The organism is Ochrobactrum teleogrylli (assembly GCF_037482325.1).
GTDB lineage: Bacteria > Pseudomonadota > Alphaproteobacteria > Rhizobiales > Rhizobiaceae > Brucella > Brucella teleogrylli.
This window is the reverse complement of the sequence record NZ_JBBHKQ010000001.1, coordinates 3,311,482-3,324,211: the sequence shown is the minus strand read 5'-3', so window position 1 is coordinate 3,324,211 and position 12,730 is coordinate 3,311,482. Positions and strand designations below refer to the sequence as shown.

Sequence of the window (12,730 nt, the reverse complement as noted above, 5' to 3'; positions counted from 1 at the left end):
GGCTGGAATTCTGATCTGGCCTAAAGGATTTGAGCATTTCCAGCAAAAGTGCGAAGCGGTTTTGCGTTGGATAATGCGTAGACACAATGACAAACGACACGGAGAAAGACCGGGTGGCAGTCGCGCTGAGCGAAACCCCTCACCTTTGGGGACTGGCCGTTGCACAGGCGTGGCGCAAGTTCAGCCGCCGCCTGCGTATGGGGCCGCTTTACAGCTGGCGCTTCACCGGCTTTACGCCCGACCGTATCCTGATTGCACCGCCCGATCTGCGCGTCGCCGACCCGCAGCTGGCGCAGGAATTCTATCACGGGCGCTTCGCGCTGGCAGGTCGCCTTGTCGAAACCGGCGGGCTTTCGCCATTTGCCGTTGAGCCGCCGACCCCCGAATGGGAAGCAGCGCTTCAGAGCTTCGGCTGGCTGCGCCATCTGAAAAGTGCCAACAGCGAACTGGCGACCGCCAATGCGCGGGCGCTGGTCGATGACTGGATGCGCATGTTTGGCAAGCGTATCGGCGGTCTCGCATGGGCGCCGGAAGTGACGGCGCAGCGCATCATCGCCTGGTTGCAGCATTCCAACCTGATCCTCTCTGGCGCAGAAATGCCGGCCTATCGCAAATTCATGCGCTCGCTCGCCATGCAGGTCCGCTACTTGCGCACCGTTGCAGGCGCGATGGACGACGGCGAAGAGCGTCTGCGCGCGCGTATCGCACTGGCTTTCGCCGCCCTTGCGCTGCCGGTCTCACCGCCGACTGCCCGCGCCGCCCGACGCAATCTCGAATATGAACTGAAGCGCCAGATTTTGCCCGATGGCGGGCATATTTCGCGCAATCCGGTAACCGTTCTGGAGCTGCTGGCCGATCTTCTGCCGCTGCGCCAGACCTATGCCAACGGCACGGAATCGCCGCCCAAGGCCCTGATCGAAGCGGTCGAGCGCATGCTGCCTGCGCTGCGCTTCTTCCGTCATCAGGATGGCAGCCTCGCGCTGTTCAATGGCGTGGGCCCGACCATGCCGGAACGGATCATTTCCGTGCTGCGTCATGACGAAACCGCCGGTTCGCCGCTGACCCACGCGCCCTATTCCGGCTATGAACGGCTTTCCATGGGATCGACGACCATCATCGCCGATACCGGCCTGCCGCCGCCGGTCACTGCCTCGCGCGACGCCCATGCGGGCTGCCTTGCCTTTGAAATGTCCTCCGGACGCCAGCGCTATATCGTCAATTCCGGCATCGACCGTTTCGGCCCGCCGGAATTTCGTCCATTGGGACGCTCCACGGCTGCCCATTCGACAGCGACCATCAACGACACATCGTCGTGCCGGTTCAGCCTCAATGCTGGCCTCTCCAACATGATCGGTACGCCGATCATTGCCGGACCGACGCGCGTACAGCGTGACCGCATCGAAGAAATGGGGCGACAAGGTTTTGTTGCGAGCCATGACGGCTATGCGCGCCTGTTCGGCATTTATCATGAGCGCCGTCTTGTGCTGTCGCACAATGGCAGTGTCATTCAGGGGGCAGACCGTTTTTATCGTGGCGACGGACGACCGCTGAAAGCCAATGGACGCGACAATATTGCGGTGCGGTTCCACCTGCACCCGTCGGTCGATATTTCCTATGATGAGAACGGCCTGATCGTCCTGTCTGCCGACCGGGACGACACCTGGGTGTTCTCCTGTTTCGAAGTCGCGCCGCAACTGGAAGACACGATCTTCTTCGCTGGGTTCCGCGGGCCTGTCACATCCAAGCAAATCGTGCTGTCCTTCCCGGCCTCCGAATTGCCGGAGGTCAACTGGCAGTTCAGCCGCGTGGCGCTCGGAAGCTACGTCTAACGCTTTTACACGTTCACGGATGCGGCGCTGGGAAACCGTGCCGCTCTGTCAGCGCGGCCAGAATTTTGTGTGGATCGGCAATCAGCGAACGCCCCAGATAGGTGCCCGTTTCCAGCGGCGAGCGGTCGCCGTCCTTCAAGATCAGCAATGGCAGTGACTGGTTTTCCTCACCCGCAAGCTGGATCACCTTCTCACGTGGCCGGGAAAATGCGACGCGCTCGATTTTCAGATCACCACCGAGCGACGGAAAATACGCCAGAACACCCTCAATCAGCGCGCAGTGCCAGCAATAGAATTCCTGTCCGGGATAGGCCGGATCTTTGAAACCCGGGGTCAAAAGAAACAACGAATCTTGGGTCATTTTGCTTTGGCCTCAAAGCGAATGGATTTACAAATCACTGTTACATCATTCCATAGCAGTTCTTCACCAAGCCGTCTTCAAAAGTGAGTAACCGTCGCGGAACCGGATGCATCACATGCCGTTCCGGTTCAAGCCGATCCTCAACAACAGGAGTTTATCCCATGGGCGAAAAGATCAATCAGCGCATCGTACTTGCGTCGCGTCCAGACGGACGCCCCACGGCGGAAAACTTCCGGTTGGAAGAAGCGGCAGTTCCGAGCGCTGGCGAAGGCGAAGTGCTTCTGAAGCTGCGCTATCTTTCGCTCGACCCCTATATGCGCGGTCGCATGAGCGCTGCCAAATCCTATGCCGCCCCGGTGGAAATCGGTTCCGTCATGGAAGGCGGCACGGTGGGCGAAGTGGTGGAAAGCCGCAGCGCGGGCTTCGCGCCCGGTGACTTCGTCTTGTCTCATTCCGGCTGGCAAAGCTATGCGGTGGCCAATGCCTCCACCTTGCGCAAACTTGACCCTGAACAGGCACCGCTCACCACCGCCCTTGGCGTTCTCGGCATGCCGGGCTTCACCGCCTATTCCGGCCTCTTGACCATCGGCCAACCCAAGGAAGGCGAAACGGTGGTCGTTGCGGCAGCGACAGGTCCTGTCGGTTCTGCGGTCGGTCAGATCGCCAAACTGAAAGGCGCGCGGGCCATCGGCATTGCCGGCGGCGCAGATAAATGCAAGGCGCTGATTGACGAATTCGGCTTCGATGTTGCGGTTGACCATCGCAGCCCGAATTTCGCGCAGGAATTGGCGCTGGCCTGCCCGGACGGCATCGACGTCTATTTCGAAAATGTCGGCGGCAAGGTCTTTGCAGCAGTTTTCCCACTTCTCAACCAGTTTGCCCGTGTGCCGGTTTGCGGGCTTATCGCGCAGTATAACCAGAGCGGCCCATTCAACGGTCCCGACCGCCTGCCGCTTGTGATGCGTGATATCCTGTCCAAGAGCCTGACCATTCGCGGTTTCATCCAGCGCGACTTTGTCGATCAACGCCCCGCATTTTATCACGATATGGCGAAATGGATCGCCGACGGACAAATCCGCTATCGAGAAGACATTGTGGAGGGGCTCGAAAACGCGCCAAAGGCCTTCATTTCGATGCTCGACGGCGGCAATTTTGGCAAGCTTGTCGTCAAGCTCACATAGAATGCAACTATTCCGCTTGCAGAACATCATTTCGGGCACGATGCTATGCCGGGTTTCGGATATGAGTCACTTCGGCAAGGCAGGCAGATCATGGGTGAACGCCAGCAGGCTGGCATAGGCGAGGACGCCGGCGGTCCGGGACGCGAGCGCCAGGAAGAAGCGCGCCGTATTCTGGAGCGGCTGGAACGCGAGCAAACCGGCGCGGAAGGTATCGTCCGTCGTAGTTTTGCCCGCACCGCCACACACCTTGCCGCCGGGGACGCGCCGGAAAACGACCGCATCGAACTCTGGGCCACCCGCATTGGGCGGACGCTTGGCCTTCTCATCACGCTGGCGATCATCGTCTGGCTCGTCTTTTATCTCATGCAAAGCTAGGTCTAACATGACGCTTTCTGCGCCTCCGGACGCGACAACCGTTATTGTCATTTCAAGCCATGTCGTGCGCGGTTCGGTGGGTAACCGGGCCGCCGTCTTCGCATTGGAAACGCTGGGCTTTCCGGTCTGGGCTGTGCCCACGGTTGTTCTGCCCTGGCATCCCGGCCATGGTCCTGCCGGACGCATCGTGCCACCGCCCGAAGAGTTTTCCCGCCTGATGCAGGATCTCCAGCGCGCCCCGTGGCTGGGCGAAGTCGGCGCAATCCTGACCGGCTATCTGGGTCACCCGGAACAGGCGGCAGCTGTCGCTGAGCTGGTCAAAGGCGTCAAGGCGCGCAACCCGAACGCCGTCTATCTCTGCGATCCGGTCATCGGCGATGAAAAGGGCCTCTATGTGCCCGAGGCAACCGCCATCGGCATTCGCGACAAACTTATGCCGCTTGCGGATATCGCCACCCCCAACCGCTTCGAACTGTCTTGGCTGACCGGCGTGCCGCTCGAAGACAACAAATCACTGATGGAAGCTGCCCTGGACGCTGGCCCGGCAACCATGCTGGTCACCTCCGCCTTCCCGCTGATGGCGGGCAGCATCGGCAATATCTTGCTGACGCCGACCATGGCGCTGATGGCGGAACATCGCAAGGTAGACGGCCCCACCAACGGGCTCGGCGACCTGACATCGGCGGTGTTTCTTGCGCGCCGCCTTTCAGGATTGTCGGAAGAAAAGACTCTGCAAAGCACCACCGCTGCCGTGTTCGAAATCATGGCGCGGTCGGCAAAACGCGGCGCCGACGAACTGATGCTGGAAGCCGATGCCTCCAGCCTCGCCTCGCCGATGGCCATGGTGCAGACGCGCCGTCTTGTGCACCCGACCAAGGGATTGCGCGCCTGACGCCTCAGCGACCTTTCTGCGGCATGATCATTTTGATTGATCTCGGTTTTCGTTAGGGATATTGGAACGCTATGGCTGATCTTCCGGACACACTCCTCTCAGGTTACAGAACCTTCATGACGGAGCATTTCGCACGGGAAACCGCGCGCTATCGCGAACTGGCGGAAAAAGGACAATCACCGGAAACTCTGGTTATTGCCTGCTGCGATTCCCGCGCTGCTCCCGAAACAATCTTCAACTCTGCGCCGGGCGAAATGTTTGTCCTGCGCAATGTTGCCAATCTCATTCCCCCTTACGAGCCTGACGGCGAGTTTCATGCGGCATCGGCTGCGCTGGAATTTGCGGTGCAAAGCCTCAAGGTCAAGCACATCGTCGTCATGGGCCATGGACGCTGCGGCGGCATCAAGGCTGCGCTCGATACGGAAAGCGCGCCCCTGTCGCCCGGTGATTTCATCGGCAAGTGGATGAGCCTGATTGCACCTGCGGCTGAAGCCGTCAGCGGCAACAGCCTGATGACGCCGACCGAGCGTCAGACAGCGCTGGAGCGCATTTCCATCCGCTACTCTATCAATAATCTGCGCACCTTCCCCTGCGTCGATATTCTGGAGAAGAAGGGCAAGCTCACCTTGCACGGCGCATGGTTCGATATTTCGACCGGCGAGCTCTGGGTCATGGATCAGCAGAGCGGCGACTTCAAACGCCCCGAAGCCGGTGAGCCTATTCTGTAATTCCTGCCAGACGGCAATAAAAAGCCCCGGTTCGACCGGGGCTTTTTTGTTTCCAGGCAGAGCGGAGCGCTTTGGCAGCGCTCCGTGGTTTCTGTTAATTCCCGTCGATGGCCTTGCCCATGACGGCAATGGCGCGCTGGTAAACCTGCGCTGCGTTCCAGCCCTGGATCGCGCCGTAATTCGGCTCACCCGGCTGATAGCCTGCACCACGGCTCCAACCGTGACCGACCAGGAAGTTGGCAGTCGAGTGGAGAGCATCCGCCTTGTTCTTCAGGTCGAAATGGGCGCTGCCCGAACCGCTGACGCCGTATTTCAGGACGTTTGCCGGCATGAACTGCGTCTGGCCGATTTCACCATGCATGGCGCCAACTGCCTGCGGGCTGAGATCGCCCTGATCGACCAGCTTGAGAGCCGCATAAAGCTGACCGGTGAAATATTCGGTGCGGCGGCAGTCATAGGCCAGCGTTGCAACGGCTGAAATCGTGTGCTGCTTGCCCAGATAGTTGCCGAAGCCGGTTTCCATGCCCCATATCGCGATCAGCGGACCGGCAGGAACGCCATAACGCTTTTCGATATTGGCGAAAAGAGCCGCGTTCTGCGCTTTCATGGCCTTGCCGCGCTTGATGATCGTATCCGCGCCGCGCTTCTTCATGAAGTCTTCGAAGGAGAGCTTGAAGCTCTTCTGGTTGCGGTCGGCATTGATGGTGGCCTGCGCATATTTGGTGCTGGCGAGCGCGCTGAGGCCCGCCTTGCCAACGCCGCGCGACGGCGCTTCCTTCAGGGTCTGCTGCAGCCACGCATTGTAGCCGGCAGCATTGTTGCCGCATTGTGCGGCTTCAGCCGCGCCTGCACCCGCACACATGCCTGCTGCAAGAACTGTCGCCGCCCAAATCCGGCCCTTGGCAGTCAACGCCATTCTTCTCTCCTTGTGAAGTGATCAGCTGTGAACTGTTTAGCGAAATTGATTCGCCTTATGCGGGAATTTGCCATTACCACACTGTATTGTCATCGGCGGATATGCGCTAAATTGGGTGAAAGAACGGCAATTTGACCGAGTTTTGCTTGACATTCGGCTCTTCGACGCCTAATCCACCCCTCAATCTATCCGCGATCTTCAGAACGCGAGCCACCGACCGGGACCCATTATGGTATAAAACGATCCCGGAGGTCCACATCCGACAGCGCGATGCGCCCTCGGGTGCTGTATCGCTTTGGGTGCTTTTTGAACTGGCAGACACGCGGGACGATCTATCCCGGATGAAGCCTCCCGCCTATTCCCGGATATAAGGAAACGCGATGTTTGAATCACTTCAGGAGCGTCTTGGCTCCATTCTGAACGGCCTCACCGGACGCGGCGCTCTCTCCGAAAGCGACGTGACGGCGGCGCTGCGCGAAGTGCGTCGTGCGCTCATCGAAGCCGACGTTTCGCTGGAAGTGGTTCGCTCCTTCACCGACCGCGTTCGTGAGAAGGCCGTCGGCGCTGAAATCCTGAAGAGCATCAAGCCCGGTCAGATGGTCGTCAAGATCGTCCATGACGAGCTTATCGAGATGCTCGGCACCGAAGGCGTTTCCATCGATCTCAACGCACCGGCACCGGTCGTCATCATGATGGTCGGCTTGCAGGGTTCGGGTAAGACGACCACCACCGGCAAGATCGCCAAGCGCCTCACCGAACGCCAGCGCAAGAAGGTGCTGATGGCGTCGCTCGATACGCGCCGTCCAGCCGCGCAGGAGCAGCTTCGTCAGCTGGGCATCCAGACCAGCGTCGACACGCTGCCGATCATCGCCGGTCAGTCGCCGGTCGAAATCGCCAGGCGCGCCGTTCAGGCTGCAAAGCTCGGCGCCCATGACGTCGTCATTCTCGACACCGCAGGCCGCACGCATATCGACGAGCCGCTGATGGTGGAAATGGCGGATATCCGCAAGGCCGCCAATCCGCATGAAATTCTGCTTGTCGCCGACAGCCTGACCGGTCAGGACGCCGTCAATCTGGCGCGCAATTTCGATGAACGCGTCGGCATTACCGGTATCGTTCTGACCCGTATGGACGGAGACGGTCGCGGCGGCGCAGCGCTTTCGATGCGCGCCATCACCGGCAAGCCGATCAAGCTGATCGCCACCGGCGAAAAAATGGATGCGCTTGAGGAATTCTATCCGAAGCGCATCGCCGACCGCATTCTGGGTATGGGCGACATTGTTTCGCTCGTCGAAAAAGCTGCTGAAAACATCGACGCGGAAAAAGCCGCTGCGATGGCCAAGAAGATGCAGTCCGGCAAGTTCGATCTCAACGATCTCGCCGACCAGCTGGGCCAGATGAAAAAGCTCGGTGGCATGGGCGGCATCATGGGCATGATGCCCGGCATGGGCAAGATGAAGGATCAGGTTGCTGCAGCCGGTCTCGACGACAAGGTGTTCGACCGCCAGCTTGCCATTATCGGTTCCATGACCAAGGCTGAGCGCGCCAATCCCGATCTCTTGAAGCACAGCCGCAAGCAGCGCATCGCCAAGGGTTCCGGCACCAACGCCGCCGACATTAACAAGCTTCTCAAGATGCACCGCCAGATGGCCGACATGATGAAAGTCATGGGCAAGGGCAAAGGCGGAATGATGAAGCAGATGATGGGCGGTCTTGCCAGCAAGATGGGCCTTGGCGGTCTGGGTGGTGGCATGGGCGGCCTCGGCGGCATGCCGGATCTGTCGAAGATGGACCCGAAGCAGCTTGAGGCGCTTGCCAAGCAGGCGGAAGCAGCCGGTCTGACGAAAGGCGGCGGTTTGCCTGGGCTTTCGGGCGGCGGTCTTCCCGGTTTGGGCGGACCCAAGCTTCCGGGTCTCGGTGGCGGCCTTCCGGGTCTGCCGAAGAAAAAGTGAGCATTATGAGCGACGAACAGAACACTGCACCCGCCGAACTTCTGTCACTGCGCGCCTCCATCGACAATATCGATGCGGCGCTGATCCATATGCTGGCTGAACGCTTCCGCTGCACAAAGGCAGTGGGCGTGCTGAAGGCCGAACGGGGCCTCGCCCCGGCTGACCCGGCTCGAGAAAAGCGTCAGGTCGAGCGTCTTCGCGCTTTGGCTGTCGATGCCCATCTCGACCCCGATTTCGCCGAAAAATTCCTGAACTTCATCGTGAAGGAAGTCATTCGGCATCATGAGCATGCCGCTGCCAACCACAGCGGAAAATAAATAGCCGATAACGGCTCGATCCATTGCCCAGATGGGCAGAACAACCGATAGCCCGTCAGGGCCGAACAATTTGTCTAAAGGAAAGAAAAAATGTCCCTCAAGATTCGTCTCGCCCGCGCTGGCTCCAAGAAGCGTCCTTACTACCACGTCGTTGTTGCCGACGTCCGCAGCCCGCGTGACGGCCGTTTCATCGAAACCGTTGGCGCATGGAACCCGATGCTGGCCAAGGACGCTGAACGCGTAAAGCTCGACGCCGACCGCATCCAGCATTGGATCGCCCAGGGCGCACAGCCAACCGACCGCGTTCTGCGCTTCCTCGACCAGGCTGGTATTGCCAAGCGTCCGGCCCGCAGCAACCCGACCAAGGGTGAGCCGGGCAAGAAGGCTCAGGAGCGTATCGCTCTGGCCAAGCAGGCTGAAGAAGAAGCTGCTGCCAAGGCTGCAGAAGCCGCTGCTGCTGCCGCTGAAGCCGCAGCCGCTCCGGCTGAAGAAGCTGCTGCAAGCGAATAATCTTTCGCGCAGTTTGCCTTTTAAGAAAGCGGCGGAGCAATCCGCCGCTTTTCTTTTATGCGCTGGCCTTCATTTGTCCTTGAAGACTTGCCGGAAGGTCCAGTTCCCATGTCTGGCCGATCAGATCGACACCGAAGGAATGGTGCGGCGCTTCTTCGACAAGCTTAAATCCGGCGCGCTCGTAAAGACGCCGAGCGGCGGTCAGCACACTGTTCGTCCAGAGCGTGAGACGCTCATCACCGACAGCCCGCGCGCGCTCGATGCAGGCGTTGACGAGTTTTGCCCCCACACCTGCGCCCCGCGCATCCGGCTCGACATAGAGCAGGCGCAGCTTGCCAAGTCCGGGCTGACCGCCCTTGATCAGAAAGACTGAACCGACCACGCGACCGTCGATTTCCGCCACCCAGCCGGCATCGTGGGCAGGGTCGAAATTTTCCGTGAAATCCGCAAGAATGCGGGCGACAAGCGCCTCATACTCATTGTTCCAGCCATATTCGCCGGTATAGAGGATGGCCTGACGATGGATGATCCAGCCGAGATCACCGGCTTTGAGATCACGCAATTGCACCTGCCCGTTTTGCCTCTCGTCGAAAACGCGCATGATTGCCCCGGCAGCCGTCAGCAGATCGCGGCGGCGGTCGGGCCGTAAGCCATCCAGAAGTTCGCCCACTGCATCACAGGTATTGCGTTCCAGAGCGCTGAACGCCTTGCGTCCCATCTCGGTCAGCAGAATGGGGCGGCTGCGCCCGCCATCCGGGTGCTGTTCCGTCTCGATCAGTCCGCGCTCGGTGAAGCGCTTCAATGTTCTGCTGAGCTGGCCGCGATCAAGCCCCAGCGCCCGCATGATGTCCGCCGCCGTCGGCGCGGTGCGGTTTGCTATCTCGTAGAGAATGCGCGCCTCGGTCAGAGTGAACGGGCTTTTGTCGAGATGCGCGTTCAACAGGCCGAGACGACGCGTATAGGCTCGATTGAAGGCGCGCAATGCGCCGATGTCAGCCTGATTGGTCGGTTCCGTCATTGCTGTATACGCCGTGGTTCAGCGCCTCCCCTATGTTGACTCTATCAATATTTAATATGTTGATAGAGTCAACATAGAAATGCGCCATTGCAAGCGCGAGGCCGGTTCTGGCCCACCCGCCCTCTGCGCCCGGACAGCGGTGGAACAGTGTTGCAAACGGGCTGGACGAGGCGCGAAATTACGCTATCTTGTTGATTTGACGGCTCGCATTTTCGTGAATGCGAATATTCGGGCCACGACATCCGTATTCGGGCGCTTCGCAAAGCGTCTTTTTTCAGGAGAAACCCATGTCGGCTGCGACGGTTGCCTCTTCTTTCTCTTTCCGCCGTATTCTCATCGCCCTTGGTCTCACCCTTCTTGTTCCGCTGCTTTCGGCATGCGGTTTCAACACGATTCCGACCAATGAGGAAAAGGCCAAGGCCGCCTGGAGCGAGGTGCAGAACCAGTACCAGCGCCGCGCTGATCTGGTGCCCAATCTGGTCGAGACCGTGAAGGGCTATGCCGCCCACGAAAAGGATACGCTGCAAGCGGTGATCGATGCGCGCGCCAAGGCGACGCAGGTGCAGATCACGCCGGAAACGCTCAACAATCCTGAACTTTTCAAGCAGTTTCAGGACAATCAGGCCAACCTCACCAGCGCCCTGTCGCGCCTGATGGTTGTGGTCGAGCGCTATCCGGACCTCAAGGCCAACCAGAATTTCCTTGCGCTGCAATCGCAGCTTGAAGGCACGGAAAACCGCATTGCCGTGGCACGCCGCGACTATATAGAGGCGGTTCGCGTCTACAACACCACGCTGCGGACCATGCCGACCATGATCTGGACCTGGATCTGGTATCGCGACGCGCAACCGATGCAGACCTTCAGCGCCGACGCCGGCAGCCAGGCAGCACCGCAAGTCAAGTTTAACTGACGGTCGCTTCCGTGGCGACGGGCGCAGCATTCCGGCATCGGCATCGCGGCCTTCACTGGCCGCGATACCTGTTTGCATGCCTGCTTCTGCTGTTTTCCGCTGTCCTGACCCTGCAACCAACCTCGGCTGCATGGGCGCAGGATACGGCACAGAAGGCCACACCGGCGCTGACCGGCCGTGTGGTGGACAATGCAGGCATCATCGATCCGGCTGAACGGCAGCAACTGAACCAGAAACTGGCGGATTTCGAGGCTAAATCCTCCGATCAGGTGGTGGTGGTGACGGTGCCGAGCCTCAATGGCGAGGACATCGAATCCTATTCAAACCGCCTGTTCCGCAGCTGGGCTCTCGGCCAGAAGCAGGAAAATAACGGCATACTGCTCGTTGTCGCCCCGAACGACCGCAAAGTCCGCATCGAGGTCGGCTACGGGCTTGAAGGCACCATGACCGACGCGCTGTCGAGCGTCATCATCAACGGCGCCATCATTCCAGCCTTCCGCACCGGCGACTATAGTGGCGGCATCGTGCAGGGCGTGGACGGCATTCTCTCCGTTCTCTCCGGCGACGCCGCCGAACTGGAAGCGCGCGCCAAGCGCAATGCGCAAACCAGTAGTAACGATGTAGACTGGGTTGCGGTCATCTTCATCACCTTCTGGTGTCTGATTTTCTTTGGCGGGTTCGGCTTCGCAGTGCTTGCCCCGATCTTCGGACGCAAGCTCGGCCCCGGACGCTATGAATGGCTGGGCATGACGCTGAACACCAATTCAAGCGGCAGCTCCGGCGGTCGCGGCGGCGGCTGGGGTGGTGGCGGTGGTTGGTCATCCGGCGGCGGCGGTGGCGGCTTTGGCGGGGGCGGTGGCTCATCGGGGGGCGGCGGCGCCTCTGGAAGCTGGTAGGGAGAGGTAGCGATGAAGCACCATACGCTGATCGGCGCCGAAGACCATGCCCGCATTGCAGATGCTATTCGTCACGCGGAAGCAGGCACCAGCGGCGAAATCTATGCGGTGCTGGCGCGCAGCAGCGACGACTATTTCTTTGCAGCCGGCTTTGTCGCAACCTGCGGCATCCTGCTTGCTTCGGTGATCGCAGCCTGCCTCGCGCATTGGTACTGGTTTGATATCAGTCTGCCGATGTTCGGCCTGTCCATTCTCGCCGCTTTCATTTCGGCCATGCTTGTTCTCTGGCTGCTACCATCGATCCGCATGTTGCTGGTGCCTCGCCGCATCCGCTACAAGCGCGCCCATCTCAATGCGCTGCAACAGTTTCTGGCCCGCAATGTCCACATCACCGAAAACCGCACCGGCATTCTGCTGTTTGTTTCCATGGCCGAGCATTATGCCGAAGTGATTGCCGATGCAGGCATCCATGCCCGCGTCGAGCAGGACGAGTGGAACGCCATCGTCGCGACGCTGATCCATCACGCATCGCGGTCACAAATGGCGGAGGGCTTCGTCATCGCGATTGGTCAGGCTGGCACGTTGCTGGAAAAACACTTCCCCGCAGGCGCCGACAATATGAACGAATTGGACGATCATCTGATCGAGCTCTGACAGCGCCAGCATCTCAGAATCATCTACGACTTTGGTCTGAATTGTGGCGAAGCGAAGCCATCTGCGCCGTCATTTGACGCCAATTTTTTGCGCGCCGGGAATTTCCCCGGTATTTTTAGAAAAATCGCCCAAAGTTTTCGATATTTTATTCCAAATTAAATGGATTAGATGCCATTTTTCTGACTTTTCA

At 59.7% G+C, this 12,730-nt stretch carries 14 protein-coding genes; 11 read left to right on the top strand and 3 right to left on the bottom strand.

Going from position 1 to position 12,730, the window contains the following annotated elements:
- Positions 1 to 86: 86 nt before the first annotated feature.
- A complete protein-coding gene (locus WIX40_RS15515; RefSeq protein ID WP_339440547.1) occupies positions 87 to 1,829 on the top strand; it encodes a heparinase II/III family protein in 1,743 nt (580 codons plus the stop codon).
- Positions 1,830 to 1,842: 13 nt separating this feature from the next.
- Here WIX40_RS15515 and WIX40_RS15510 read toward each other — a convergent pair whose 3' ends face one another.
- Positions 1,843 to 2,190, bottom strand: coding sequence for a DUF3088 domain-containing protein (locus tag WIX40_RS15510; RefSeq protein WP_339440546.1), 348 nt, complete (start codon positions 2,188 to 2,190; stop codon positions 1,843 to 1,845).
- 161 nt (positions 2,191 to 2,351) lie between these two features.
- Between WIX40_RS15510 and curA the strand changes: the two genes are divergently transcribed.
- From curA to WIX40_RS15490, 4 genes are all read left to right on the top strand, one after another.
- Positions 2,352 to 3,371, top strand: coding sequence for an NADPH-dependent curcumin/dihydrocurcumin reductase (curA, locus tag WIX40_RS15505; protein WP_339440545.1), 1,020 nt, complete (start codon positions 2,352 to 2,354; stop codon positions 3,369 to 3,371).
- Positions 3,372 to 3,461: 90 nt separating this feature from the next.
- Positions 3,462 to 3,746 (top strand): hypothetical protein, encoded by a 285-nt coding sequence (locus WIX40_RS15500; protein ID WP_339440543.1) that lies wholly within the window; start codon positions 3,462 to 3,464, stop codon positions 3,744 to 3,746.
- Positions 3,747 to 3,753: 7 nt separating this feature from the next.
- Positions 3,754 to 4,638, top strand: a complete 885-nt coding sequence (gene pdxY, locus WIX40_RS15495; RefSeq protein ID WP_171318695.1) for a pyridoxal kinase PdxY — start codon at positions 3,754 to 3,756, stop codon at positions 4,636 to 4,638.
- Between the two features lie 71 nt (positions 4,639 to 4,709).
- The gene (locus WIX40_RS15490) at positions 4,710 to 5,366 is read left to right on the top strand and encodes a carbonic anhydrase (protein ID WP_109369835.1); all 657 of its coding nucleotides are present in this window, start codon (positions 4,710 to 4,712) and stop codon (positions 5,364 to 5,366) included.
- A gap of 94 nt (positions 5,367 to 5,460) precedes the next feature.
- On the opposite strand, the gene WIX40_RS15485 is transcribed toward WIX40_RS15490, so the two are convergent.
- Complete coding sequence (locus WIX40_RS15485; protein ID WP_339440540.1) at positions 5,461 to 6,282, bottom strand: lytic murein transglycosylase; 822 nt, start codon at positions 6,280 to 6,282, stop codon at positions 5,461 to 5,463.
- A 380-nt stretch (positions 6,283 to 6,662) separates the two neighbouring features.
- Here WIX40_RS15485 and ffh point away from each other — a divergent pair, with 380 nt between their 5' ends.
- From ffh to rpsP, 3 genes are all read left to right on the top strand, one after another.
- Entirely contained in the window at positions 6,663 to 8,234 is a 1,572-nt protein-coding gene (gene ffh, locus WIX40_RS15480; RefSeq protein WP_078339572.1) for a signal recognition particle protein, read from the top strand.
- Positions 8,235 to 8,239: 5 nt separating this feature from the next.
- Positions 8,240 to 8,551 carry a chorismate mutase gene (locus WIX40_RS15475; protein WP_078339573.1) on the top strand — a complete coding sequence of 104 codons (312 nt, stop codon included), beginning with the start codon at positions 8,240 to 8,242 and terminating at the stop codon, positions 8,549 to 8,551.
- 90 nt (positions 8,552 to 8,641) lie between these two features.
- Entirely contained in the window at positions 8,642 to 9,061 is a 420-nt protein-coding gene (rpsP, locus tag WIX40_RS15470) for a 30S ribosomal protein S16 (protein WP_109369837.1), read from the top strand.
- Between the two features lie 55 nt (positions 9,062 to 9,116).
- On the opposite strand, the gene WIX40_RS15465 is transcribed toward rpsP, so the two are convergent.
- Entirely contained in the window at positions 9,117 to 10,079 is a 963-nt protein-coding gene (locus WIX40_RS15465) for a bifunctional helix-turn-helix transcriptional regulator/GNAT family N-acetyltransferase (protein WP_339440538.1), read from the bottom strand.
- A gap of 287 nt (positions 10,080 to 10,366) precedes the next feature.
- Here WIX40_RS15465 and WIX40_RS15460 point away from each other — a divergent pair, with 287 nt between their 5' ends.
- The 3 genes from WIX40_RS15460 to WIX40_RS15450 all read left to right on the top strand — a co-directional run bounded on the left by WIX40_RS15460 (position 10,367) and on the right by WIX40_RS15450 (position 12,540).
- The gene (locus tag WIX40_RS15460) at positions 10,367 to 10,990 is read left to right on the top strand and encodes a LemA family protein (RefSeq protein WP_171318692.1); all 624 of its coding nucleotides are present in this window, start codon (positions 10,367 to 10,369) and stop codon (positions 10,988 to 10,990) included.
- 80 nt (positions 10,991 to 11,070) lie between these two features.
- Positions 11,071 to 11,886 carry a TPM domain-containing protein gene (locus tag WIX40_RS15455; protein WP_339441058.1) on the top strand — a complete coding sequence of 272 codons (816 nt, stop codon included), beginning with the start codon at positions 11,071 to 11,073 and terminating at the stop codon, positions 11,884 to 11,886.
- Between the two features lie 12 nt (positions 11,887 to 11,898).
- Positions 11,899 to 12,540, top strand: a complete 642-nt coding sequence (locus WIX40_RS15450) for a TPM domain-containing protein (protein ID WP_339440537.1) — start codon at positions 11,899 to 11,901, stop codon at positions 12,538 to 12,540.
- Positions 12,541 to 12,730 lie beyond the last annotated feature (190 nt).